The sequence below is a fragment of the Streptomyces sp. Pv4-95 genome (genome assembly GCF_045782725.1).
Classification (GTDB): Bacteria; Actinomycetota; Actinomycetes; order Streptomycetales; family Streptomycetaceae; genus Streptomyces.
On the sequence record NZ_CP127172.1, the window covers coordinates 6,072,371 to 6,096,190 of the forward strand.

Below are 23,820 nucleotides of genomic sequence, written 5' to 3' on the forward strand. Positions count from 1 at the left end.
CCGGACACCCCAACAGGTGTCCGGGCCCGCCCCTTTTGCGCCTTGAGGTCGACCCCATTTGCAGTCCTCCAACGGGCTGAATCGAGTGATTCTTCATATTTTTGGGTCATGAGTAACAGACCTCGAACCCGGACGGTGCTGAGCTGCGGACTCCTGCTCGTGCCCCTTGCGGTGAGTGCCACCGCTTGCGGGGGCTCGTCGTCGGAACCGCTCTCCGCCAAGCCCTACGACGCGGCCGACCAGATCTCGGCCAACACCCCGGACGGCAAGCAGAAAGCGGATCCGGACAAGCCTCTTGAGGTCACCGTCAAGGGTGACGAGGCGCGGATCACGGACGTGACCGCCACCGACGCCTCCGGCCGCTACATCAGCGGCGAACTGAGCGCGGACGGCAGGCGCTGGCGCACCACCGTGCCGCTGGCCGCCGGAACCCGCTACACGGTGCGCGTGAGCACCGAGGACGAGGACGGCGCGCCCGGCCGCAAGACCCTCGTCGTGGAGACCACCGACGCCGACGACCGGCTGAGCGTCAAGTTCGGCCCGGACAGCGGTGAGTACGGAGTGGGCCAGCCGGTCACCGCCGAGCTGAGCAAGCCGATCAACGACCCGAAGGCGCGGGCCGTCGTCGAGAGCGCCCTGAAGGTGGACTCCGCGCCGCGCGTCGAGGGCTCCTGGCACTGGGTGGACGGCAAGTCCCTGCACTTCCGGCCGAAGGACTACTGGCCGGCGCACGCCACCATCGCGGTGCACAGCAACCTGGACGGGCTGAAGATCACCAAGAAGCTCTACGGCGGCCCGGCCAAGCCCGTTCGGCTCACCACCGGCGACCGGATCGAGGCGATCACCGACGCCGGATCGCACCAGATGACGGTGCTGCGCAACGGGGAAGAGGTCAACACCATCCCCGTCACCACCGGCAAGCCCGGCTACGACACCCGAAACGGCGTCAAGGTGATCCTGGGCAAGGAGAGCTTCGTCCGGATGACCAGCGCCAGCATCGGCGCCTCCGACTTCTACGACCTGCCGGTCTACTGGGCCACCCGGGTCACCTGGAGCGGCGAGTACGTGCACGCCGCACCCTGGTCGGTGGGCTCTCAGGGAGCCGCCAACGTCAGCCACGGGTGCACGGGCATGTCCACGGGCAACGCCGAGTGGTTCTTCAACATGGTGCGGGTCGGCGACGTCGTCAAGGTCGTCAACAGCGACGGCGAGAGCATGACCGCCTTCGACAACGGCTTCGGCGACTGGAACATGCCCTGGAAGGAATGGCGGGACGGCAGCGCGCTGAAGAACAAGGCGTCCACCACCACAGGAGCGGCCGAGCAGCAGCAGGGGCCCGCAGATGCCGCCCGACTGCGCCCGCAGTTCTGAGGGCCCCTCAGCGGGCCGCTCAGGCCTGTGTGAGGAGCTTGCGGCGCAGCAGGGACGCGAGGGAGTCCGCGAACGCCACCGGGTCCACAGGGTGCGTCACAGCCGCGTCCGCACGGCTCCAGGTGGCCAGCCAGGCGTCCTGGGGGCGGCCGATGAGCAGCAGCACCGGCGGGCAGCGGAAGATCTCGTCCTTGATCTGCCGGCATACGCCCATCCCGCCCACCGGCGCGGTCTCGCCGTCCAGCACGCAGACGTCGATGCCGCCCTGCTCCAGGGCCTCCAGGACGGCGGGCTGGGTGGCGCACTCCAGGATCTCGATCTGCGGGGCGTCGGGGGCGGGGCGCCGGCCGGCCGCCAGCCGGACCTGCTCCCGGGTGTGGGCGTTGTCGCTGTAGACCAGCACCGTGGCAGTCGGCTGCATCGTTCCTCCACGCTTCGTCGCGGCACAGGATGGGAGAGGCCCACCGTAGGTAGCCACGGATGCTACTCCCGCACCGGGCGCCCGCAGGAGGGTTCGGACGGATCCAAGATCTGCCCGACGGCCCGTCAGGACTGGTCGCGAGGCGGCCGGGGGGCCGCCGCGGAGGTGTTGCTTCCCTCCTTCGAGCGACTCGCGGAATGGGCCGTACGAGCAGGGCATACGCCCTTGACACACCGAACGGCACCCCCCGGAGTGAGGGCGGGATAAGCGACCGACATAATGTCGGTCGTGGCGACAGCAACGACAGTAGAAACCGGGCACGCGCACCCGTCGGTCAATCGGCCGAACCTCACCAGCGTCGGAACCATCATCTGGCTGAGTTCCGAGCTGATGTTCTTCGCGGCCCTCTTCGCGATGTACTTCACCCTCCGATCGGTGACCGGGGCCGAGTATTGGAAGGAATCCGCCGATGCGCTGAATCTTCCGTTCTCCGCGACGAACACCACCATCCTGGTGCTCAGCTCGCTGACGTGCCAGCTCGGTGTTTTCGCGGCCGAGCGCGGCGATGTCAAGAAGCTGCGAACGTGGTTCGTGATCACCTTCATCATGGGTGCGATCTTCATCGGCGGTCAGGTCTTCGAGTACACGGAGCTGGTCAAGCACGAGGGCCTCTCGCTCTCGTCCGGCCCGTACGGCTCGGTGTTCTACCTGACCACCGGCTTCCACGGACTGCACGTGACGGGCGGTCTGATCGCCTTCCTGCTGGTCCTGGGCAGGACGTACGCGGCCAAGAGGTTCACCCACGAACAGGCCACCGCGGCCATCGTCGTGTCCTACTACTGGCACTTCGTCGATGTCGTCTGGATCGGCCTCTTCGCCACGATCTACCTGATCAAGTAACCGGTCCAGGCCGGACTCGCATTTCAGACATAGCCAAAGCATCGACGCAGAAGATCCTGACACCGGGGTAATCCGTGAAAAAGCTCTCCGCACGACGGCGCCATCCGCTGGCGGCGCTCGTCGTCCTACTCTTCGCGCTGGCGGTCACTGGGGGGCTGTACGCCGCGTTCGCGCCGGCGGACAAGGCTCAGGCCGATGACGCCGCCCAGTCTCTTGCCATCAAGGAGGGCAAGAAGCTCTTCGCCGTGGGCTGCGCCAGCTGCCACGGCACCGGCGGTCAGGGCACCTCCGACGGCCCGAGCCTGGTCGGCGTGGGCGCTGCCGCCGTCGACTTCCAGGTCGGCACCGGCCGTATGCCCGCGCAGCAGCCGGGCGCCCAGGTTCCGCGGAAGAAGAACATCTACAACCAGGCCGAGATCGACCAGCTCGCGGCGTACGTCGCGTCGCTTGGCGCCGGCCCCACCGTGCCGGACAAGGAGCAGTACAGCCCCGACGGTGCCGACATCGGCAAGGGCGGCGAGCTGTTCCGCACGAACTGCGCGCAGTGCCACAACTTCACCGGCAAGGGCGGCGCCCTCACCAACGGCAAGTACGCACCGACGCTCGAGGGCGTGGACCCGAAGCACATCTACGAGGCCATGGAAACCGGCCCGCAGAACATGCCTTCGTTCGGTGACGGCTCGCTGACGAAGGAAAACAAGAAGGACATCATCGCGTACCTCGACGCCGTCAACGGCGACGAATCCGAGAGCCCCGGCGGTCTGGACCTCGGCGGTCTCGGGCCGGTCAGTGAGGGTCTCTTCGGTTACGTCTTCGGCCTTGGTGCGTTGATCGCGGTCGCCATCTGGGTCGCTGCCCGGACTACGAAGGCCAAGAAGTCATGAGTGAGACTGGACGACACCAAGACGTGCCGGAAGAAACCCTTCCCAGTGAGCGGGAGACGGCTCACGACACCGCGGTGGAGACGGCGGGCAACCCGTTCGCGGACCCGGGCCTGCCGCCTCACGAGCACCGCATCCAGGACATCGACGAGAAGGCCGCGCGGCGCTCCGAGCGCACCGTCGCCTTCCTGTTCCTGGTGTCCATGCTCGCCACGGTCGGCTTCATCGCCTCGTACGTGATCTTCCCGATCGAGAAGATCGTCTACATCTGGCCGATCGGTCACATCAGCGCGCTGAACTTCGCGCTCGGTATGACCCTCGGTGTGGCGCTCTTCTGCATCGGCGCCGGTGCCGTCCACTGGGCCCGCACGCTGATGTCGGACGAGGAGGTCGCCGACGAGCGGCACCCGATCGAGGCCGCGCCCGAGGTCAAGGCCAAGGTCCTGGCGGACTTCGCCCAGGGTGCCAAGGAGTCGCAGTTCGGCCGGCGCAAGCTGATCCGCAACACGATGTTCGGCGCGCTGGCCCTGGTGCCGCTCTCCGGCGTCGTCCTGCTGCGCGACCTCGGCCCGCTGCCCGGGACGAAGCTGCGCACCACCGGCTGGAAGAAGGGCGTCCGCCTGGTCAACCAGTCGACGAACCTCCCGCTCCGTCCCGAGGACATCGCGGTCGGCTCGCTCACCTTCGCCAAGCCCGAGGGCCTGGAGGAGCACGACGAGGACTTCAACCAGCAGATCGCCAAGGACGCCCTGATGCTCGTGCGGATTCAGCCGCAGAACATCAAGGACAAGCACGAGCTCGCCTGGTCGCACGAGGGCATCGTGGCGTACTCGAAGATCTGCACCCACGTGGGTTGCCCGATCAGCCTGTACGAGCAGCAGACGCACCACGTGCTCTGCCCGTGCCACCAGTCGACGTTCGACCTCTCCGACGGGGGCCGGGTGATCTTCGGTCCGGCGGGTCACGCCCTGCCGCAGCTGCACATCACGGAGAAGGACGGCTTCCTGGAGGCCGCAAGCGGCTTCGGGGAGCCCGTCGGCCCGAGCTTCTGGGAGCGCGGATGAGTAACGAGACGAGCGCGACCACCACGCGCCGCGGCAAAGCGCCCGCGGGCGAGCGGGTCGCCGACTGGGCGGACGGCCGGCTGGGCATCTACAGCCTCGCCAAGTCCAACATGCGCAAGATCTTCCCGGACCACTGGTCCTTCATGCTGGGTGAGGTCGCGCTTTACAGCTTCATCATCATCATCCTGACCGGTGTCTACCTGACGCTGTTCTTCCACCCGAGCATGGCCGAGGTCGTCTACCACGGCTCCTACGTGCCCATGCACGGTGTCCGGATGACGCAGGCCTTCGAGTCGACGCTGGAGATCAGCTTCGACGTCCGGGGCGGACTCCTCATCCGGCAGATCCACCACTGGGCGGCCCTGGTCTTCCTGGCCGCGATGATGGTCCACATGATGCGGGTGTTCTTCACCGGCGCCTTCCGCAAGCCGCGTGAGGTCAACTGGCTCTTCGGCTTCCTGCTGCTGGTGCTGGGCATGTTCACCGGCTTCACCGGCTACTCGCTCCCCGACGACCTGCTCTCCGGCACCGGCGTGCGGTTCATCGAGGGCGTCATCCTGGCGATGCCGCTGGTCGGTTCGTACCTGCAGTTCTTCATCTTCGGCGGGGAGTTCCCGGGGCACGACATCATCCCCAGGTTCTTCACGGTGCACGTCCTGCTGCTACCGGGCATCATGCTCGGCCTGCTGGTGGCGCACCTGATCCTGGTCTTCTACCACAAGCACACGCAGTTCCCGGGTGCCGGCAAGACCAACAACAACGTCGTCGGTATGCCGCTGCTGCCGGTCTACATGGCCAAGGCCGGAGGCTTCTTCTTCCTGGTCTTCGGTGTGATCTCGGTGATCTCCGCGATCGCCAGCATCAACCCGGTGTGGGCGATCGGCCCCTACCGGCCGGACCAGGTGTCCACCGGCGCCCAGCCCGACTGGTACATGGGCTTCGCCGAGGGTCTGGTGCGTGTGATGCCGGGCTGGGAGTGGAACTTCTGGGGCCACACCGTGAACTTCGGTGTGCTCATCCCGATCGTGGTGTTCCCGCTGGTCCTGGTGGCCATCGCGGTCTACCCGTTCGTGGAGTCCTGGGTCTCGGGCGACAAGCGCGAGCACCACATCCTGGACCGTCCGCGCAACGTCCCGACCCGCACCGGCTTCGGCGTCGCCTGGCTGGTCGCGTACTTCGTGATGCTGATCGGTGGTGGCAACGACCTCTGGGCCACGCACTTCCACCTGTCGCTCAACTCCCTCACCTGGTTCGTCCGGATCGGCTTCTTCGTCCTTCCGGTGCTGGCCTTCATCGCCACCAAGCGGATCTGCCTGGGTCTGCAGCGTCGCGACAAGGACAAGGTGCTGCACGGACGCGAGTCCGGCGTCATCAAGCGCCTGCCGCACGGTGAGTTCATCGAGGTGCACGAGCCGCTCGACCAGGAGCAGCTGCACACGCTCACGCAGCACGAGCAGCCCAAGCCCGTGGAGCTCGGCCCCGAGGTCGACGAGAACGGTGTCGCCCGCAAGGTGTCGCGGGGGCAGAAGCTGCGCGCCAAGCTGTCGAAGTCGTACTACGGCGAGGACAGCGTCATTCCGAAGCCCACGGCCGAGGAGTACAAGGAGATCACCAGTGGCCACGGCCACCACTGATCCCCGCAGCGCCGTGTAGTCACGGCAGGTAGCACGCCACCCAGAGGGCCCCGTCCGGCGAATGGACGGGGCCCTCCGGCCTGCCGGGGCCTCGGTAGGCTGACGGCACAAGCAGGAGACGATCCAGGAGTGTGGACCATGAACGTTGTGACCCCGGTAGGCGGCGACAGCGTGGCGGCCCACACCTGGCCGGACGTGCTGAACGCCCTGCTCGACGGCCGTGACCTCGCCGCGGACGACACCGCGTGGGCGATGGACCGGATCATGCGGGGCGAGGCCAGCGACGCGCAGATCGCCGGGTTCGCGGTGGCGCTGCGGGCCAAGGGCGAGACCGTCGCGGAGATCTCCGGGCTGGTGCGGACGATGTACCGGCACGCCCGGCTGATCGAGGTCCCCGGGCCGAGCGTCGACATCGTCGGCACCGGCGGCGACGGCGCCAAGACCGTCAACATCTCCACGATGTCCGCGATCGTGGTGGCCGGCACCGGCGCGAAGGTCGTCAAGCACGGCAACCGCGCGGCCTCGTCCGCCAGCGGCGCGTCCGATGTGCTGGAGAAGCTCGGGGTCAACCTCGATCTCACCCCCCAGCGGGTCACCGAGGTCGCCCAGGAAGCGGGCATCACCTTCTGCTTCGCGGTGAAGTTCCACCCGTCGCTGCGGCATGTCGCGCCCGCGCGGCGCGAGCTGGGCATCCGTACGACCTTCAACGTCCTCGGCCCGCTGACCAACCCGGCGAAGGTGCGGGCGCAGGCGACCGGTGTGGCGGACGCCCGGATGGCTCCCATCCTCGCCGGGGTGCTCGCCGAGCGTGGTTCCTCCGCGCTGGTCTTCCGCGGAGACGACGGGCTGGACGAGCTGACGACGACGGCGACCTCCCGGGTGTGGATCGTGCGGGACGGCGCGGTGCGCGAGGAGTCCTTCGACCCCAGGGACGTCGGGATCCCCCTGGTGCCGGTGGAGGCGCTGCGCGGCGCGGACGCGTCGTACAACGCCGATGTGGCCCGCCGGCTGCTGGAGGGCGAGACCGGGCCGGTGCGCGACGCGGTGCTGCTGAACTCCGCGGCCGCCCTGGTGGCCCTGGAGCCCTCCGACGCGCCCTTGGCGGAGCAGATCCGGGCCGGCATCGAGAAGGCCGCCCGGTCGATCGACTCCGGCGCCGCGAAGCGGGCCCTGGAGCGCTGGGTGGCCGCAAGCAACGTCTGACCGGCCGCGTGGTGTGACGCAGGACTCGGTCCGTCCTTCGGACCGGGTCTTGCGCCCGCCGGTCGGTGTGGCATGATTCTGCGCAGGTCACGAGTGACAGCGATGCAGGCCCCGGCCCGCTGTCCGGCAACCCTCCTTCCGTGGCGGGGTGCCCCGGGTGATGACCAGGCCGCAGGCAGCGAGGTCTGTGGCAAGCGCGGATCCCTCGCCAGGGATCCTGGTTGTCGAGGGAGATCTCTCCGTGATTCAGCGAATGCGATAGGGCCCGACGGCCCCTTTTCCGCACCCTTTTCTCTTCACGCTGCGCCGCCGCGGCTTTCTGTGCTCACGGCCGTTTCGCAGCGAATTCGCTTATCTCCCAGGGGAGTTCGCCATGTCTGTTTCCGCCGTCGCCGCCGACCGTTCGCTCTGTGCCCCGCTGCCGGTTCTGGGCCGGGATGTCCTCGTCCCGCTCGTGACCGGCGGCGAGGTCGACTACGCCGCGCTCGACTACGCCGCCAGCGCACCGACCCTGCAGCGGGTCTGGGACGACGTGGCCGGCTACGCGCCGTACTACGGCAGCGTGCACCGCGGTGCCGGATACCTCTCGCAGCTGTCCACCGACCTGTTCGAGAACAGCCGCGCCACCATCGCCGGCTTCCTCGGCTGCCGCGCCGATGACCAGGTGGTCTTCACCCGTTCGACGACCGACTCGCTGAACCTGCTGGCGGCCGCCCTGCCGCGGGACACCGAGGTCTTCGTCTTCGAGACCGAGCACCACGCCTCGCTGCTGCCGTGGGAGCAGCGTGCGGACACCGCCGTGACGTACCTGAACGCGCCGCGCACCCCGCAGCAGGCGGTGGAGACCCTGGAGAAGGCCCTGGCAGGCCGGGCGGCGGGGACCGGCCCGGCGCTGGTGTGCGTGACGGGTGCCTCCAACGTGACCGGTGAGCTGTGGCCGGTGCGGGAGCTGGCCGCCGCGGCGCATGCGCACGGCGCCCGCATCGTGCTGGACGCGGCCCAGCTCGCGCCGCACCACCCGGTCGACATCGCCACCCTGGACGTGGACTGGGTCGCCTTCTCCGGACACAAGCTGTACGCCCCGTTCGGCGCCGGAGTGCTGGCCGGCCGCGCGGACTGGCTGCAGGCCGCGGAGCCCTACCTGGCGGGCGGTGGCGCCAGCCGCAAGGTCTCGCGGCGCGCGGACGGCGGCGTGGACGTCGAATGGCACACCACCGCGGCCCGGCACGAGGCCGGCTCGCCCAATGTCATCGGCGCCTACTCCATCGCCTCCGCCTGCCAGGCGCTGACCGAGGCCGGCTTCGACAGCCTGGTCGCCCGCGAGCAGGCGCTGATCGCCCGCCTCCGCGAGGGCCTGGCCGAGGTGCCCGAGGTGAAGGTGCTCTCGCTCTTCGGGGACGACGCCCCGCGGGTGGGCGTGCTGTCGTTCGTCATCGAGGGCTGGAACAGCTCGCACTTCGCGGCGGCGCTGTCGGCCGAGTACGGCATCGGCGTCCGCGACGGCCTGTTCTGCGCCCACCCGCTGGTGCGGACCCTGCTGGGCAGTGAGCCGCAGGAGCCGGGCGAGTGCGGTGCGCCGGAGGCGGCGCCGGGGGAGCGGTCGCTGAACGCCATCCGGGTCAGCTTCGGCGCGGGGACGCCCGACGAGCATGTCGAGCGGTTCGTGCGGGCCGTCAAGGAACTGGTGGCGGACGGTGCGCGCTGGAACTACCGCACCGAGGACGGGCGTTGCGTGCCCGACACCTCGGCCTGACGCTGGTGCCCCGGGACCGGGCGGTCCTCGCCGCCGGCCTCCGGACGCCTGCTAGGCGTCCAGGCCGATGGCGAAGGCCGCTTCGAGGTCGTGCTGGGAGTAGGTGCGAAAGGCGATGTGCGTCTCGGTGGAGGCGACGCCGGGCACCTTGCTGATCCGGCCGGGGATGACATCGGCGAGGTCGTCGTGGGCGGCCACCCGCACCATCGCGATCAGGTCGTGCGCACCGGTGACGGAGTAGACCTCGCTGACACCCTCCAGCGCGGCGATCTTCTCGGCGATCTCCGGGATCTGGTCCACGCTGGTCTTGATGAGCACGATCGACGTGATCACGGCTGGCTCTCTCCCTCGGTCGCCGGTTCGTTCCCCCGGGTGGCCTCCACACTATCTCTCCCGTAGCGCACCCATGCGTACAGGAACCCGAGCGCGAACCCCACCACATGGGCGAGGTAGGCGACCCCCGGGCCGCCCGGATCGTGCCGCGCCGCCTGCCACTGCAGGCCGAACCAGAACAGCAGCACGATCCAGGCGGGGAAGCGCAGCGGCAGGAAGAACAGGAACGGGAAGAGGCTGGTCACCCGGGCCTTGGGGAAGAGGTACAGAAAGGCGCCGAGGACACCGGAGATCGAGCCGGACGCGCCCACGAGGGTCTGGGGGGAGGCCGCGTGGGCGGCCGCGTAGCCGAGCAGCGCCAGATAGCCGGTGGCGATGTAGAAGAGGGCGAACGGCAGCCGGCCCATCCGCGCCTCGGTCATGCCGCCGAAGACGTACAGGAACAGCATGTTGCCCAGCAGGTGCAGCCAGCTGCCGTGGACGAACAGCGCGCTGAGCGGGGTGGCGAGCGCGGCGACCGAGCCGCTCCACAGGTCGACGGGGATCACGCCCCAGCGCTCGAAGTAAGCGGTCTGGGCCTGCAGCAGGGCGTCGCCCGTGCCGTACACGTGGTTGAGGCCGGAGGCCGGGCCGATCACGAAGACCGTGCAGCACAGGCCGATCAGCACGTTCGTCACCCGCGAGAACACCACGGCGAGGGACCGGGCCGGGTGCGGGGGCCGGGGGACTCCGGGGAACAGGGACGGCGCCGTCATGAAGTGATCATGGCGCAATGCGGGCAATCGGGACAGAGTGCCTCGCCGCGTCCCGGCTCCTGGGCGGACCCGCACCGGCCCCCCGTCAGGCCGTAGGGTTACAGGCAGTACTTTGCGTACTTCCGCAGTCCGACGGCGCACCGCGTGAAACCGCACAACTGCACGAGCACGACGAGCACGAAAGAGGACGACACGATGGCTGTTCCCCTGCCGACGGCCGAGACCCGGTGGCGCTGCACGCTGTGCGGCAACCTCACGCGTTTCGATGTGACCCGTCAGTCCAAGGTGGTGGAGTACCTCCACCTCGACCTGGCCGGGGAGCCGAAGGTGGAGGAGCGCGAGGTTCTGAGTGAGAACATCGAGTCCGTGCGCTGCCGCTGGTGCAACGCGGTCGACCAGATCGAGCTGGTGGACCGGCCGGGCGCGAGCGCCTGAGATCGGAGCGATGCAGCCGTGGTGGAGCGTCCAGAAGGGGAGCCGGGGGCGGAGCGTGCCGCCGCATCCGAGGGTGCGGCCGACGACGTGCTGGACCGCCCGCTGCCCGAGGGCGTCCGGCGCCGTGTGGTGGCGCTCACCGCGGACTCGTTCGGCGGCCTGACCGTCTCCGAACTCCCGCCTCCGCTGCGTCAGTACGCCCGCTTCACGCCGTCCCGCCGCGCCAAGTTCGCCGGTAACGCGATGGCCGCGGCGCTGGAGAGCGACGCGGTCTTCCGGCAACGCATCGCGGGCAAGCTCCGCGAGGCCCAGCCGGAGCTGGCCGCCGCCCTCGACCACGGCACCCCGCCCGCCGCCGCCGACCCGCTGGATGTCGCGGCGGCGGCGTACGTCCTGCGCCCGGACGGCTGGGTCAAGCTCGTCGCGGCCGCCGGCGAGGAGGCCCAGCGGGCCAGTGCCGAGCGGGCCGGCGAGGAGGCCGAGCGGGAGCTGGCCAGGCTCCGCGAGGAGCTGTCGCAGGCCCGTACGGAAGCCCGTGCGGAAGCCGACCGGATCCGGGTGGACCTCGACGCCGCCCGCAAGGAGAACGAGTCGCTCCAGCGCAAGCTGCGCAGTGCGCTGAGCGACGTCAAGCGCGGTGAGGCCGCGGTGCGCAAGGCCGAGGCCGCCCTGGAGGCCCAGCGGTCCCAGGCGGCCACCGAGAAGACCGCGGCGGACAGCGAGCTGCGCCGGCTCAAGGCCAGGATCGCCGAGACCGAGGCGTCCCTGGAGACCAGCAGGCGGGCCGCCCGCGAGGGGCGCAGCGTCGAGGACATGCGGCTGCGGCTGCTGCTCGACACGGTGCTGGACGCGGCTCAGGGGCTGCGCCGCGAGCTGGCGCTGCCACCGGCCAGCGTCCACCCCGCCGACACCGTCGAGGCGGTCGCACCGGGCCAGATGACACCGAAGGACGTCGCAACCCGGGCGCTTTCGGACATGGATCCGGCGTTGCTCGACCAGCTTCTGGCCCTGCCGCAGGCGCACTTGGTGGTCGACGGCTACAACGTCACCAAGACCGGCTATCCCACGATGCCGTTGGACAAGCAGCGGCTGCGGCTGCTGGGCGGGCTCGCCGTGCTCGCGGCACAGACCGGCGCGGAGATGACCTGCGTCTTCGACGGCGCGGAGCTGGCGGCGCCGGTGCTGCTCGCGCCGCCGCGCGGGGTGCGGGTGCTGTTCAGCAAACCGGGCGTAACGGCCGATGAGTTGATTCGTCAGCTCGTAAGGGCCGAACCGCCCGGCCGCCCGGTCGTCGTGGTCTCCACCGACCGGGAAGTGGCCGACGGTGTCGCGAAGGCCGGCGCCCGGCCGGTCGCATCGGCCTTGCTTCTCAAGCGACTTGCGCGGACCTGAGCCGAGCGGAATCCGGCGGGAAAATCGCCGCCGACGGTATCTGAGCGTCAAATGCCCATTACTGCCCGTGTGATGTTGGTAAAGCTTGGGCGTGTGACGCAGTTTTTTGCCGTGAGGATTTGAAGCGATCACAACTCGGTTACTAAGGTCAGGCCTCGAACCTTCATGCAGGTGATCATCCACCCGGGATGAACAGTGAAGGAACCGCCGAGTCCGCAGCGTTCACGCGGAGCCGGGGTCTCACCCCCCCCACTTCCCGGTAGGCGGCTGGAGGAAGAAGGAGCTCGCCTTCGTGGCGTCCCACCGTCGACCCAAGCAGCCGAGCCGTACTCGTGTGACCGTGCTGACCGCGACCGCGGCCGCGGCCGTCGCCCTCTCGTCGCAGGCCGCCCAGGCCGATCCGCAGCAGACGAAGAAGGACGTCAAGTCCGAGGTCGACAAGCTCTACGAGCAGGCGGAGCAGGCCACCGAGAAGTACAACGGCGTCAAGGAAGACCAGGAGAAGCTCCAGAAGGAGGTCGAGAGCCTCCAGGACAAGGTCGCCCGCGGCCAGGGTGAGCTGAACCAGCTGCGCAAGGGCCTGGGCGCCGTCGCCTCCGGCCAGTACCGCAGCGGCAGCATCGACCCCTCCGTCCAGCTCTTCCTCTCCGGCGACCCGGACTCCTACCTCGAGAAGGCCGCCACCCTCGACCAGTTGAGCGGCAAGCAGGCCGACCAGCTGAAGACCATCGCGGACAAGCAGCGCCGGCTCGCCCAGGCGCGCGCCGAGGCCGCGAGCAAGATCGAGGACCTCACCGAGACCCGCAAGGCGCTCGGTGACAAGAAGGACGAGATCAAGGGCAAGCTCGGCAAGGCGCAGGAGCTGCTCAACACCCTCACGGCCAAGGAGCGCGCCGCGCTGCAGGCCAAGGAGGACCGCGCCAACCGCAGCAACTCCCGGATCGACCTCGGCAGCGACGTGCCTGCCTCGCAGCGGGGTGCGGCCGCCCTGTCCGCCGCCCAGGCGAAGATAGGCTCGCCCTACGTCTGGGGCGCCACCGGCCCGTCCTCGTTCGACTGCTCGGGACTGACCTCCTGGGCCTACCAGCAGGCCGGCCAGTCCCTGCCGCGCACCTCCCAGGAGCAGGCCAACGCCGGCACCCGGATCGGCGGGCAGGACGCACTCAAGCCGGGCGACCTGGTGCTCTTCTACGGCGACCTGCACCACATCGGCCTCTACGCGGGCAACGGCCAGGTCCTGCACGCCCCCAAGCCGGGCGCGGCCGTTCGCTACGAGTCGATCAACAACATGCCGTTCATGTTCGGGGTCCGCGTCTGAAGCGCCCCGCTCTGCCGCCCGAACGGGCGAATTGCGGCCTGCGCCGCTGACTTCCCGCCCCGCCGGTGACCTGCACAGTCACCGGCGGGGTGGCGTTTTGCGTACGGGCGGAGGTCTTTGGCCGGTGTGGACCGTCGCGGTTACTGTCTGCCCTCGCAGCTGCCGGTCACCGACCGCCCTCCGGGTGGGCAGGGGCTGCACACGGAAGGAGTGCGGCCCTCTTGGTGTCCCATCGCCGTACCTCGCAGCCCGGCCCCGTCACCCTCACCGGTGTCACCGTCCTGTCGGCCGCCCTGGCGACCGCGGCCGCGGCGCTCACCTCGGCACCGGCCGTCGCGGACCCCGCGGACGGCCCCGCCGGGCGCGACCCGGCGGCCTCGGCCACGCGGCTCACCGCGCTCTACGAGCAGGCGGAGCGCGCCACCGAGAAGTACAACGGCGCCCACGAGCGGGCCCGCAGCCTCCGCGTCCAGGTGACCAACCTCCAGGACCGCACCGCCCGCGCCCAGGAGCGGGTCAACCGGATGCGCGGACGGCTCGGCGTGCTGGCCGCCGCCCAGTACCGGGCCGGCGGCATCGACCCCACCGTGCAGCTGCTGCTCTCCGAAGGGCCGGACCGGTATCTGGAGAAGGCCGCCGCGCTCGACCGGCTGCACCGCACCCAGGCCGGCGAACTCCGTGAACTCCAGGTCGCCCAGCGGACCCTGGAACAGCAGCGCCGGGAGACCGTCGCCCGGCTGGCCGATCTGGAGGCGGGCCGCAAGGCGGTCGCGCGTCACAAGAAGGCCGTGCAGGGCAAGCTCGCCGCCGCGCGGCGGATGCTGAACGGACTGCCCGCGGACGTGCGCGCGGCCTACGACCGGGCCTCCAGGGCCCTCGGGCGGGACGGCATCCTCCCGGACCTCTCGGAGGCCCTGCCCACCTCGGGGCGGGCCGCCGCGGCCGTCGCCGCCGCCCGGGCCGCGGTGGGCTCCCCGTACTCCTGGGGAGGCTCGGGCCCCTCGGCGTTCGACTGCTCCGGACTCACCCAATGGGCCTACGGCCGGGCCGGCGTCTCCATCCCGCGGACGTCGCAGGGGCAGCGGGGCGCCGGGCGGCAGGTGTCGCTGGGCGAGGCGCAGCCGGGAGACCTGGTCGTCTACCGCTCGGACGCCAGCCACGTCGGGATGTATGTCGGCAACGGCCAGGTCGTGCACGCGCCCTACCCCGGCGCGCGGGTGCGCTACGACCCGGTCGGGATGATGCCGATCTCGTCCATCACCCGGCCCTGAGGCGGATCCCCCGCGGTGTTGCCCCGGCCCGGCCGCACATACGATCGGCCGCATGTCAGGTCAGCGGGCGATACGGACGCGGCCGCGAGCCGTGGCGGCGGGCTGCGGCGCGCTGCTGCTCGCGCTCCTCGGCCAGCTCGTGGGCTGCGCGCCGGCGCCGGACTCGCGTGACCGCTTCCCGGACGTCCAGCGGATGCTCGACGCCCGGGCGCGCGCGGTCGAGGGCCGGGACGCCGCCGCGTTCCTGGAGTCCGTCGACCCGCAGGCCACCGCCTACCGCGCACGGCAGCAGCAGCTGTTCGGCAACCTCGGCTCGGTTCCGCTCGCCGACTGGCGCTACGAGCTCGTCTCGACCGGCGACTTCCCGCTCCCGGAGGGCGGCACCGGCGAGCGGCTGGCCGCGAAGGTGCGGCTGAGCTACCGCCTGAAGGGCTACGACACCGTGCCGGTCGCCTCCTACCAGTACCTCACGCTGAGCGAGCGTGCGGGCCACTGGCGGATCTCGTCGGACACCGACGGCGCGGCGGACGGGCGGACGGGCCCACGTCAGCTGTGGGACCAGGGGCCGGTGCGGATCGTCCACGGCCGGCACAGCCTGGTCCTCGGTGGCGCCGCGGAGTCGCGGCGGCTGCGCGAGCTGGCGGACCGGGTGGACGCGGCGGTGCCCGCGGTCTCCGCCGCCTGGCGGGGGAAGTGGTCGCGCAAGGTGGTGGTGGAGGCCCCGGACTCGGTCGTGGGGATGGCGCAGCTGCTGGGCAGCGACGATCCGTCCGGATACGAGGAGATCGCGGCCGTCACGACCGGGGAGGCGAGCGCCTCGGCCAGCGCGCCGGCGGACCGGGTGATCGTCAACCCGGAGGCGTATGAGGAGCTCAACGACCTCGGCCGTAAGGTCGTCCTCACCCACGAGACCACCCATGTCGCCACCCGCACGGTCACCACTGAGACCACCCCGCTGTGGCTCTCCGAGGGCCTCGCCGACTGGGTCGCCTACCGCGGCACGCGCCGCAAGACCGCCACCGCCGCACCCGAACTCTCCCGTGCCGTCGCGACCGGCAAGATCCCCGCCCGGCTGCCCACCGATGACGACTTCCGCTTCGAGGCCGGCGCGGACCGGCTGGCGAAGGCCTACGAGGGCGGCTGGCTGGCCTGCCGGATGATCGCCGACAAATGGGGCGAGGAGAAGCTCATCGGCTTCTACCGGGAGGTGGGCAGGAGCCGGGGCGCGGTCGCCGGGGGCGCGGCCGCCCCGATCGAGGCGACCCAGGCGCAGGCGACGGAAGCGCCCGCCGTGGGCGCGTCCCCCGAGACGGGCGACGGCAAGCGGCAGCCGGCCCGCGCCGACCGCCTCGACCGTGCGATGCGCTCCCAACTGGGCGTCGGGCTCGCGGAGTTCACCGTGCGGTGGCGGGCGTACGTGAAGGGGCAGCTGCGCTGAGCAGCCGGCCGCTGCCGCCGCTGCTCAGCTCGTCCCGGCGGTCCGGGAGGCGCCTGCGCCGCCCGAGGCGGGCGACGGCCCGAAGGCGCCCGACGCACAACTGTCCTCGTCCGCCCGGCCGCCGGGCGCGGTGGCGGCGGTGCGCTCACCGGCCCCCGCTTCCTCGGCCGGCGGGGCGTCCTTCCCGGGCGTGGTCCGTCCACCGGCGCCCGTCGACACCCACAGTCGGCGGCAGGCCAGCAGCGAGGCGGCGACGAGCAGGGCGTTGCGGAGTGCGAGCACCCCGACGCCCTGCCAGTCGCTCGCCACGACATGGCCGAACCAGACGGGGAACTCCAGCAGCGTGACACCGGTGGCCAGGACCACCAGACCCGCAGGCAGCGCCTGCCGGCTCGCCCGCGCGGTCATGCACACCGCCGCGAGGCCCACCAGCCAGAGCAGGTACTGCGGGCTGATCACCCGGCTGGTGGTGGTGAACAGCAGCGTGGCCGTGAAGGCGGCGTCGGCGAGCGTCGAGGCGGTGAACTCCCGGGCACGCAGCCGCCACAGCAGCAGCCAGGCCAGGGCCGCCGCGGTCAGCAGCTGGGCGAGGGTGCTGACCAACGCGACCCCAGGCCCGAGGAACTCCACCGAGCCGTAGTTCAGCAGCACCTCACCGCTCCACCCGAAGTGCCTGGCCACATGGAAGACCAGCGCACCGAGCGACTCGATCTCCGTACCGCGGTCCCGCTGGAAGGTCAGGAAGGCGAGCGCGCCGGGCGCGGCGCTCACGAACGCGAGGGTCACCGCTGCCGCGGCGCCGGCCGCGGCCACCCACAGGGACCGCGCCCGCCGGCCGCGCACCGCCGCCCCGGTCAGGAGCAGCACCGGCCACGCCTTCAGCAGGGTGCCGAACGCGATGAGCGCGCCCGCCACCCGGGGCCGCCGGGCCGCCGCGAAGAGGGCCGCGACGGCGACGGCCGTGACCATCAGGTCGTAGCGCGCGTAGGCGGTCGGCCCCAGCAGCGCGACCCCCGCGATCCAGACCCAGGCGCCTAGCTGCCGGTTGCCGGGACGCCGGCCCGCGCGCAGGAAGAGCGCGAGGGCCGCGGCGTCGGCGAGGAGGACCAGGACGAAGAAGGCGGAGGTGTAGTCGAGGAAGGGCAGCAGTCCGGGGCCCAGCACCGCCAGGGCGGCGGCCGGCGGGTACTGCCAGGTGACGTCGTCCAGCGGGAAGGTGCCGGTCTTGAGGACCTCGAACCAGCCCCGGTAGATCACGCTGATGTCGCTGGTGACATCCGGGCCCGGCAGCACCAGCACCTTCTCGGCGCACAGCAGGAGCACGGCGCGGGTCACGGCCCAGGTCACGATCGGGAGCCACCGCCGTCGCGGCCCGGTGCTGGTGCTGGTGCTGGTCATCGTCACCTCGCCGGTCGTCCGCCGGTGGCCGCCGGCGCTGCCGACTGCATGATGGATCACTGGTCCCGCCTGACTGCATGATGCCGGTAGTGGCTGGTCACGACCGTAGAACAGGTGCCCGGCGTGGCGGGGACGCCCCTCCCGCGGCGGGCGGGCGGCCCGCCGTCGCCCGCGCCCGAAGCGGTACTGTCGGCCCCGACCCGCCGGGCCCGCCGGCGCGGACCGCCCGCCGCCCCGACCGCCGAGAGACCATCGTGCACAAGACCTTGATCGTCACGAACGACTTCCCGCCCCGTCCCGGCGGTATCCAGGCCTTCCTGCACAGCATGGCGCTGCGCCTGGACCCCACCCAGGTCGTCGTGTACGCCTCGACCTGGAAGCGCGGCAGGGAGGGCGCCGAGGCCACCGCCGCCTTCGACGCCGAGCAGCCGTTCCCGGTGATCCGCGACCGTACGACGATGCTGCTGCCCACCCCGCGGGTGACCCGGCGGGCCACCGCGCTGCTGCGTGAGCACGGCTGCTCCTCGGTGTGGTTCGGTGCGGCGGCGCCGCTCGGGCTGATGGCGCCCGCGCTCCGCTCGGCCGGCGCCCGGCGCATCGTGGCGACCACCCACGGCCATGAGGCGGGCTGGGCGCAGCTGCCGGCCGCCCGGCAGCTGCTGCGCCGGATCGGCGAGGGCACCGACACTCTCACCTACCTCGGTGAGTACACCCGCTCGCGGATCGCCGGCGCGCTCACCGACGAGGCCGCCGCGCGGATGGTGCAGCTCCCGCCGGGCGTGGACGAGAAGACCTTCCACCCCGGCTCGGGCGGCGAGGCGGTGCGCGCCCGGCTCGGGCTCGCCGGCCGGCCGGTCGTGGTGTGCGTCTCCCGCCTGGTGCCCCGCAAGGGACAGGACACCCTCATCGCGGCGATGCCCGCGATCCTGGCCGAGGTGCCCGACGCGGTGCTGCTGATCGTCGGCGGGGGCCCGTACGACAAGGAACTGCGGGCACTGGCCCGCGAGAAGGGCGTGGGGGACGCGGTGCGCTTCACCGGCGCCGTGCCCTGGGAGGAGCTGCCGGCGCACTACGGCGCGGGCGATGTCTTCGCGATGCCGTGCCGTACCCGACGCGGCGGGCTCGACGTCGAGGGCCTGGGCATCGTCTACCTGGAGGCGTCCGCCACCGGACTGCCCGTGGTGGCGGGCGACTCGGGCGGCGCACCGGACGCGGTGCTGGACGGCGAGACCGGCTGGGTGGTGCCCGGCGGCTCGCCGGCCGCCGCGGCCGAACGGCTCGTCGCCCTGCTCCGCGACCCGGAGCTGCGGCACAGGATGGGCGAGCGCGGACGGGCGTGGGTGGAGGAGAAGTGGCGCTGGGACCTGCTCGCGGAGCGCCTCAAGGAGCTGCTGTAGCGAGCCCCGACCGGCGCGGCCCCTGCGGCCGCACCGGTCCCACCGGTCCGGCGGACCGTACGGAACGACCGCTTCAGCCGCGGTAGAGCGCCTCGATGTCCTCGGAGAAGTCCTTCGCCACGACGTTCCGCTTGAGCTTCAGCGACGGCGTGACATGGCCGGACTCCTCGGTGAACTGGGTCGGCAGGACGCTGAACTTGCGCACCGACTCCGCCTTGGAGACCGCGGAGTTGCCGTCGTCGATCGCGCGCTGCACCGCGGCCAGCAGCTCCGGGTCCGAGGCGACCTGAGCCGGCGTCACATCGGCCGGGTGGCCGTGCTCCTCGGCCCAGTGGGGCAGGAACTCCTCGTCGAGGGTGATCAGCGCGCCGATGAACGGACGGCCGTCGCCGACGACCATGCACTCGGCGATCAGGGCGTGTGCCCGGATGCGGTCCTCGATCACGGCCGGTGCGACGTTCTTGCCGCCCGCGGTGACCAGGATCTCCTTCTTGCGGCCGGTGATGGCGAGGTAGCCGTCCTCGTCGAGGGTGCCGATGTCGCCGGTGTGGAACCAGCCGTCGGACAGGGCCTCCTGGGTCGCCGTCTCGTTGTTCCAGTACCCCGAGAACAGGTGCTCGCCGTGCAGCAGCACCTCGCCGTCGTCGGCGATCCGCACCACGGAGCCGGGCAGCGGCTGGCCGACGGTGCCGATCTTCTGCCGGTCCCACGGGTTGAAGGCGGTGGCCGCACAGGACTCCGTCAGGCCGTAGCCCTCCAGGGCGGTGAAGCCGACGCCGCGGAAGAAGTGGCCCAGGCGCTCACCGAGCGGGGCGCCGCCCGAGATGGCGTGGGTGGCGCGGCCGCCGAGGACGGCGCGCAGCTTGCCGTAGACCAGCCGGTCGAAGACCTTGTACTTGACCTTCAGGCCGAACGCCGGGCCCTCGGGGGTCTCCAGCGCACGGCTGTAGGCGATCGCGGTGTCCGCCGCCTTGTCGAAGATCTTGACCTTGCCGTCGGCCTGGGCCTTGGCGCGCGCCGAGTTGTACACCTTCTCGAAGACCCGCGGAACGCCCAGGACCATCGTCGGCCGGAAGGAGGCGAGATCGTCGGTGAGGTGCTTGATGTCCGGCGCGTGCCCCAGCTTGATGGGGGCCATCACCGAGGCGACCTGCACCAGCCGGCCGAAGACATGCGCGATGGGGAGGAAGAGCAGCACCGAGGAATCGCCGGTGCGGAACAGCGGGCGCAGCCGCTCGACGATGTTGCCGCACTCGGCGAAGAAGCTGCGGTGGGAGAGCACGCAGCCCTTGGGGCGGCCGGTGGTGCCGGAGGTGTAGACGATGGTGGCGGGGGAGTCGGCGTCGGCGAGGGCGCTGCGCGCGTCCACCTCCTCGTCGGCGATGCCGTCACCCGCGGCGCGCAGCCGTGCGATGGCGTCCCGCTCGATCTGCCAGATGTTCTCCAGGCCGGGCAGCCGGTCGCGGACCGACTCGACGGCGGCCTCGTGCGCGGGGGACTCCACCAGGCAGGCCACCGCGCCCGAGTCGCCGAGTATCCACTGGATCTGCTCGGCGGAGCTGGTCTCGTAGACCGGGACGGTGATCGCGCCCGCGCTCCAGATGGCGAAGTCCAGCAGGGTCCACTCGTAGCGGGTGCGGGACATCAGGCCCACCCGGTCGCCGGGCTGGACGCCGGAGGCCATCAGGCCCTTGGCGGCGGCACGGACCTCGGCGAGGAAGGTGGTGGCGGTGACGTCCTGCCACGCACCGTTCACCTTGCGTGCCATGACCGCAACATCCGGGTGCTGCGCGGCATTTCGGCGGATGAGATCCGTCAGATTGCCGTCCGCGGGGACCTCGTACAGGGCCGGAAGGCTGAACTCGCGCAAGACTGCTGCTCCTCATTGGCGCCGGCGCCACGACGCTGTGTGTACACCGGCTGCGGTCCATGATCATGCAAGGGGGATCGGACTGCCCGGACGTTACCCACCGGTATTGCTTCAGCGATAGGGGGTCACGCCCAGATGTTTTATGCGTCACACGCTTGGGGACACGCCTTCGGACTGCTCCGCGAAGACTAGACCAGGCCCTCGGTGACCGGAAAGTAACCGCAGGTCCAGGACCTCTCCCGGCGGCGGCCGGGGCCCTCTAGGGTGGCGCCATGCGCGTGCATGTGGTCAGTGACGTACACGGGAACAGCCGGGACCTCGCCGAGGCCGGGACCGGGGCCGATGCGGTGGTCTGCCTCGGTGACCTCGTTCTCTTCCTCGATTACGCCGACCACTCGCGCGGCATCTTCCCCGACCTCTTCGGTGTGGAGAACGCCGACGCCCTGGTCCAACTGCGCACCGCCCGCCGCTTCGAGGAGGCCCGCGAGCTGGGCCGCCGGCTCTGGGGCGCCCTGGACCGCGACGGCGCGAGCCGGGAGTCGGTCATCGAGGAGGCGGTCCGCAAGCAGTACGCCGACCTCTTCGCGGCGCTGCCGACCCCCACCTACGCCACCTACGGCAACGTCGACATCCCGCGCCTGTGGCCCGAGTACGCCCGGCCCGGCACCACGGTCCTCGACGGGGAGCGGGTGGAGATCGGCGGCCGGGTCTTCGGTTTCGTCGGCGGCGGTCTGACGACACCGATGCGCACCCCCTACGAGATCAGCGACGAGGAGTACGCCGCCAAGATCGAGGCGGTCGGCGAGGTGGACGTGCTGTGCACCCACATCCCGCCGGACGTCCCCGAGCTCTGCTACGACACCGTCGCCCGCCGCTTCGAGCGCGGCAGCGCGGCGCTCCTGCACGCCATCCGCACCACCCGCCCCCGCTACTCCCTCTTCGGTCACGTCCATCAGCCGCTGGCCCGCCGGGTCCGCATCGGGGGGACGGAATGCGTCAACGTCGGACACTTCAACGCGACCGGGACGCCGTACGTCCTGGAGTGGTGAACCCGGCGGCCCCGAGCGGGAGGCGGTGCGCCCGGCACCGCGAGGGGTGGCCGGTAGTCGACGGCCCGGTCGCGCGGGGCCTGCTGGTGTCCGCCGCCCTTTCCCCGCGCGGTAGCCTTCAGCAGCAGAGACACCGAGTTTGACGCGTGTCGGCGGACCGGCACGAATCGGCATGGAGGAGTCACGGCGATGGCCGAACACACCAGCTCGAGCATCACGATCGCGGCGGCACCCGCCGAGGTGATGGGCGTGATCGCCGACTTCGACCGCTATCCGGAGTGGACCGGAGAGGTCAAAGAGGCAGAGGTGCTGGCCAAGGACGCCCAGGGCCGCGCCGAGCAGGTGCGCCTGTTGCTCGACGCCGGCGCGATCAAGGACGACCACACCCTCGCCTACACCTGGACCGGTGAGAACGAGGTCAGCTGGTCACTGGTCAAGTCGCAGATGCTGCGCGCCCTCGACGGCTCCTACCGCCTCGCCGCGCGCGACGGCGGGGCCCGCACCGAGGTGACGTACCAGCTCACCGTCGACGTCAAGATCCCCATGCTCGGCATGATCAAGCGCAAGGCCGAGAAGGTCATCATCGACCGCGCCCTGGCCGGACTGAAGAAGCGCGTCGAGAGCGGCCCCGAGGCGCCCGCCGACGAGGCCGAGAAGCTCTGAGCGTGCGCACCGTCCTCGTCACCGGCCCCGGCGGCGCGGGCCGCACCACGCTCGCCGCCGCCACCGCCCTGGCAGGTGCCCGGCGGGGAGCGCGCGTCCTGCTGCTCACGACCGGGAGTGCCGCGCCGGAGGCGGTGCTGGGCTCCCGCCTCGCCGCCGACGCGGCCACCGAGATCGCCCCCGGTCTGCACGCCCGCCGGATCGACCCCGCCGACCGCTTCCGCCAGGAGTTCCTGGCCTTCCAGGAGCGGGCCGGCGCCGCACTGGACCTGCTCGGCGCGGCACCCCTCGAAGAGGACGAACTCACCGAACTCCCCGGCTCCGAGGCGTTCGCGCTGCTGCACGCGCTGCGCGTCGAGCACGGATCGGACGACTGGGACACCGTCGTCGTCGACATGCCCCCGGCCGCCGAGACGATCCAGCTGCTCGCGCTGCCCGCGCAGGTACGCCGCTACCTCCGCCGCCTGCTGCCGCCCGAACGCCAGGCCGCCCGCGCGCTGCGCCCGGTGCTCGCCCAGCTCGCCGGCGTGCCGATGCCGGCCCAGAAGCTGTACGAGGCCGCGGAGCGCTGGGAGGGCGAACTCGCCGCCGTCCAGCGGGTGATCGACGACCCCGGCACTTCCGTACGCCTGGTCACCGAGGCCGGCCCGGTCGCCGCCGCGAACCTGCGCCCGCTGCGCGCCGGGCTCGCGCTGCACGGCCGCCGCACCGACGGCGTCCTCGTCAACCGGCTGCTGCCCACCGGCTCCGCCGACCCCTTCCTCGCCGGGCTCTCCGGCAGCCAGCAGAGCGCCCTCAAGGCGCTGCGCGAGGAATTCCCCGACCTGCCGCTGCACGAAGTGCCGCACCTGGGCCGCGACCCACAGGGCACCGAGGAACTCGACGAGCTGATCGACGGTCCTGCCTGCGAGATCGGCGAGATCGGCGAGGGCCGGCCCGCCGCCGGGAAGCTCGACCCCTGGACCGTCGAGGACCGCCTGACCGACGACGGCATCCTGGTGTGGCGGGTGCCGCTGCCCGGCGCCGAGCGGGACACCCTCGGGCTGGTGCGGCGCGGCGACGAGATCGTCGTCAGCGCAGGGCGCTTCCGCCGCATCCGGACGCTCCCCTCCGCACTGCGCCGCTGCACCGTCTCCGGCGCCGGACTCCGGGACGGCGTGCTGGAGATCCGCTTCACCCCCGACCCCGCTCTGTGGCCGCAGAGCCACTGAACGTCCTCCCGCCGTTCGGGTACCGTCGAGGGTGAGTCCCGCTCCGCAGTCCGCCCCAACCGT

The 23,820-nt window shown here is 71.3% G+C and carries 21 protein-coding genes and 1 riboswitch; of the genes, 16 read left to right on the forward strand and 5 right to left on the reverse strand.

Translation table 11 applies throughout. The annotated features are described in order from the left end of the window. The first annotated feature begins 108 nt into the window (after nucleotides 1-108). Nucleotides 109-1,371, forward strand: coding sequence for an Ig-like domain-containing protein (locus tag QOM21_RS26565; protein ID WP_407553533.1), 1,263 nt, complete (start codon nucleotides 109-111; stop codon nucleotides 1,369-1,371). A gap of 19 nt (nucleotides 1,372-1,390) precedes the next feature. Here the strand turns inward: QOM21_RS26565 and QOM21_RS26570 are convergent, their stop codons facing one another. Further along, nucleotides 1,391-1,792: a hypothetical protein gene (locus QOM21_RS26570; RefSeq protein WP_407553534.1), complete on the reverse strand. Its 402-nt coding sequence runs from the start codon at nucleotides 1,790-1,792 to the stop codon at nucleotides 1,391-1,393. A gap of 279 nt (nucleotides 1,793-2,071) precedes the next feature. Here QOM21_RS26570 and QOM21_RS26575 point away from each other — a divergent pair, with 279 nt between their 5' ends. The 6 genes from QOM21_RS26575 (at nucleotide 2,072) to QOM21_RS26600 (ending at nucleotide 9,227) form a co-directional block, all read left to right on the forward strand. Further along, entirely contained in the window at nucleotides 2,072-2,692 is a 621-nt protein-coding gene (locus tag QOM21_RS26575; protein WP_393892223.1) for a heme-copper oxidase subunit III, read from the forward strand. A gap of 74 nt (nucleotides 2,693-2,766) precedes the next feature. After that, nucleotides 2,767-3,576 carry a c-type cytochrome gene (locus QOM21_RS26580; RefSeq protein WP_407553535.1) on the forward strand — a complete coding sequence of 270 codons (810 nt, stop codon included), beginning with the start codon at nucleotides 2,767-2,769 and terminating at the stop codon, nucleotides 3,574-3,576. Further along, nucleotides 3,573-4,637, forward strand: coding sequence for a Rieske 2Fe-2S domain-containing protein (locus QOM21_RS26585; protein WP_407553536.1), 1,065 nt, complete (start codon nucleotides 3,573-3,575; stop codon nucleotides 4,635-4,637). Before QOM21_RS26580 ends, QOM21_RS26585 begins: the two co-directional genes overlap by 4 nt. Continuing rightward, nucleotides 4,634-6,271 (forward strand): cytochrome bc complex cytochrome b subunit, encoded by a 1,638-nt coding sequence (locus tag QOM21_RS26590; protein WP_407553537.1) that lies wholly within the window; start codon nucleotides 4,634-4,636, stop codon nucleotides 6,269-6,271. The genes QOM21_RS26585 and QOM21_RS26590 overlap by 4 nt, the downstream gene beginning before the upstream one ends. A gap of 138 nt (nucleotides 6,272-6,409) precedes the next feature. Continuing rightward, complete coding sequence (gene trpD, locus QOM21_RS26595; RefSeq protein ID WP_407553538.1) at nucleotides 6,410-7,474, forward strand: anthranilate phosphoribosyltransferase; 1,065 nt, start codon at nucleotides 6,410-6,412, stop codon at nucleotides 7,472-7,474. A gap of 85 nt (nucleotides 7,475-7,559) precedes the next feature. Then, nucleotides 7,560-7,677, forward strand: a riboswitch (SAM riboswitch). A gap of 170 nt (nucleotides 7,678-7,847) precedes the next feature. Continuing rightward, complete coding sequence (locus QOM21_RS26600) at nucleotides 7,848-9,227, forward strand: aminotransferase class V-fold PLP-dependent enzyme (RefSeq protein WP_407553539.1); 1,380 nt, start codon at nucleotides 7,848-7,850, stop codon at nucleotides 9,225-9,227. A 51-nt stretch (nucleotides 9,228-9,278) separates the two neighbouring features. Here the strand turns inward: QOM21_RS26600 and QOM21_RS26605 are convergent, their stop codons facing one another. Both QOM21_RS26605 and QOM21_RS26610 read right to left on the reverse strand, forming a co-directional pair. Beyond that, entirely contained in the window at nucleotides 9,279-9,560 is a 282-nt protein-coding gene (locus QOM21_RS26605; protein ID WP_136741556.1) for an Lrp/AsnC family transcriptional regulator, read from the reverse strand. Further along, complete coding sequence (locus QOM21_RS26610) at nucleotides 9,557-10,315, reverse strand: rhomboid family intramembrane serine protease (protein WP_407553540.1); 759 nt, start codon at nucleotides 10,313-10,315, stop codon at nucleotides 9,557-9,559. Before QOM21_RS26610 ends, QOM21_RS26605 begins: the two co-directional genes overlap by 4 nt. A gap of 195 nt (nucleotides 10,316-10,510) precedes the next feature. Between QOM21_RS26610 and QOM21_RS26615 the strand changes: the two genes are divergently transcribed. The 5 genes from QOM21_RS26615 (at nucleotide 10,511) to QOM21_RS26635 (ending at nucleotide 16,169) form a co-directional block, all read left to right on the forward strand. Next, on the forward strand, nucleotides 10,511-10,750 hold the full coding sequence (locus QOM21_RS26615; protein WP_393892230.1) for a hypothetical protein: 240 nt from the start codon (nucleotides 10,511-10,513) through the stop codon (nucleotides 10,748-10,750). An 18-nt stretch (nucleotides 10,751-10,768) separates the two neighbouring features. Continuing rightward, nucleotides 10,769-12,142 carry an NYN domain-containing protein gene (locus QOM21_RS26620; protein WP_407553541.1) on the forward strand — a complete coding sequence of 458 codons (1,374 nt, stop codon included), beginning with the start codon at nucleotides 10,769-10,771 and terminating at the stop codon, nucleotides 12,140-12,142. A 292-nt stretch (nucleotides 12,143-12,434) separates the two neighbouring features. Beyond that, complete coding sequence (locus tag QOM21_RS26625) at nucleotides 12,435-13,460, forward strand: NlpC/P60 family protein (protein WP_407553542.1); 1,026 nt, start codon at nucleotides 12,435-12,437, stop codon at nucleotides 13,458-13,460. Between the two features lie 221 nt (nucleotides 13,461-13,681). Then, complete coding sequence (locus QOM21_RS26630; RefSeq protein WP_407553543.1) at nucleotides 13,682-14,731, forward strand: NlpC/P60 family protein; 1,050 nt, start codon at nucleotides 13,682-13,684, stop codon at nucleotides 14,729-14,731. Nucleotides 14,732-14,783: 52 nt separating this feature from the next. Beyond that, nucleotides 14,784-16,169, forward strand: coding sequence for a hypothetical protein (locus QOM21_RS26635; protein WP_407553544.1), 1,386 nt, complete (start codon nucleotides 14,784-14,786; stop codon nucleotides 16,167-16,169). 24 nt (nucleotides 16,170-16,193) lie between these two features. On the opposite strand, the gene QOM21_RS26640 is transcribed toward QOM21_RS26635, so the two are convergent. Further along, nucleotides 16,194-17,567 carry a glycosyltransferase 87 family protein gene (locus QOM21_RS26640; RefSeq protein WP_407555831.1) on the reverse strand — a complete coding sequence of 458 codons (1,374 nt, stop codon included), beginning with the start codon at nucleotides 17,565-17,567 and terminating at the stop codon, nucleotides 16,194-16,196. Nucleotides 17,568-17,821: 254 nt separating this feature from the next. On the opposite strand from QOM21_RS26640, the gene QOM21_RS26645 reads away from it, so the two are divergent. Beyond that, nucleotides 17,822-18,964, forward strand: coding sequence for a glycosyltransferase family 4 protein (locus tag QOM21_RS26645; protein WP_407553545.1), 1,143 nt, complete (start codon nucleotides 17,822-17,824; stop codon nucleotides 18,962-18,964). A gap of 73 nt (nucleotides 18,965-19,037) precedes the next feature. Here QOM21_RS26645 and QOM21_RS26650 read toward each other — a convergent pair whose 3' ends face one another. Continuing rightward, a complete protein-coding gene (locus tag QOM21_RS26650) occupies nucleotides 19,038-20,834 on the reverse strand; it encodes an AMP-dependent synthetase/ligase (RefSeq protein ID WP_407553546.1) in 1,797 nt (598 codons plus the stop codon). A gap of 272 nt (nucleotides 20,835-21,106) precedes the next feature. On the opposite strand from QOM21_RS26650, the gene QOM21_RS26655 reads away from it, so the two are divergent. The 3 genes from QOM21_RS26655 to QOM21_RS26665 all read left to right on the forward strand — a co-directional run bounded on the left by QOM21_RS26655 (nucleotide 21,107) and on the right by QOM21_RS26665 (nucleotide 23,757). Continuing rightward, complete coding sequence (locus QOM21_RS26655) at nucleotides 21,107-21,883, forward strand: metallophosphoesterase (protein ID WP_407553547.1); 777 nt, start codon at nucleotides 21,107-21,109, stop codon at nucleotides 21,881-21,883. Between the two features lie 189 nt (nucleotides 21,884-22,072). Then, nucleotides 22,073-22,546 carry an SRPBCC family protein gene (locus tag QOM21_RS26660; protein ID WP_407553548.1) on the forward strand — a complete coding sequence of 158 codons (474 nt, stop codon included), beginning with the start codon at nucleotides 22,073-22,075 and terminating at the stop codon, nucleotides 22,544-22,546. A gap of 2 nt (nucleotides 22,547-22,548) precedes the next feature. Next, nucleotides 22,549-23,757 carry an ArsA family ATPase gene (locus tag QOM21_RS26665; protein WP_407553549.1) on the forward strand — a complete coding sequence of 403 codons (1,209 nt, stop codon included), beginning with the start codon at nucleotides 22,549-22,551 and terminating at the stop codon, nucleotides 23,755-23,757. Nucleotides 23,758-23,820 lie beyond the last annotated feature (63 nt).

Coding starts and splice junctions, on each gene's coding strand:
- QOM21_RS26610 (WP_407553540.1), bottom strand. CDS start 10,315: ATGACGGCGCCGTCCCTGTTCCCCGGAGTCCCCCGGCCCCCGCACCCG.
- QOM21_RS26585 (WP_407553536.1), top strand. CDS start 3,573: ATGAGTGAGACTGGACGACACCAAGACGTGCCGGAAGAAACCCTTCCC.
- QOM21_RS26565 (WP_407553533.1), top strand. CDS start 109: ATGAGTAACAGACCTCGAACCCGGACGGTGCTGAGCTGCGGACTCCTG.
- QOM21_RS26640 (WP_407555831.1), bottom strand. CDS start 17,567: ATGACCAGCACCAGCACCAGCACCGGGCCGCGACGGCGGTGGCTCCCG.
- QOM21_RS26590 (WP_407553537.1), top strand. CDS start 4,634: ATGAGTAACGAGACGAGCGCGACCACCACGCGCCGCGGCAAAGCGCCC.
- QOM21_RS26600 (WP_407553539.1), top strand. CDS start 7,848: ATGTCTGTTTCCGCCGTCGCCGCCGACCGTTCGCTCTGTGCCCCGCTG.
- QOM21_RS26660 (WP_407553548.1), top strand. CDS start 22,073: ATGGCCGAACACACCAGCTCGAGCATCACGATCGCGGCGGCACCCGCC.
- trpD (WP_407553538.1), top strand. CDS start 6,410: ATGAACGTTGTGACCCCGGTAGGCGGCGACAGCGTGGCGGCCCACACC.
- QOM21_RS26575 (WP_393892223.1), top strand. CDS start 2,072: ATGTCGGTCGTGGCGACAGCAACGACAGTAGAAACCGGGCACGCGCAC.
- QOM21_RS26570 (WP_407553534.1), bottom strand. CDS start 1,792: ATGCAGCCGACTGCCACGGTGCTGGTCTACAGCGACAACGCCCACACC.
- QOM21_RS26615 (WP_393892230.1), top strand. CDS start 10,511: ATGGCTGTTCCCCTGCCGACGGCCGAGACCCGGTGGCGCTGCACGCTG.
- QOM21_RS26655 (WP_407553547.1), top strand. CDS start 21,107: ATGCGCGTGCATGTGGTCAGTGACGTACACGGGAACAGCCGGGACCTC.
- QOM21_RS26635 (WP_407553544.1), top strand. CDS start 14,784: ATGTCAGGTCAGCGGGCGATACGGACGCGGCCGCGAGCCGTGGCGGCG.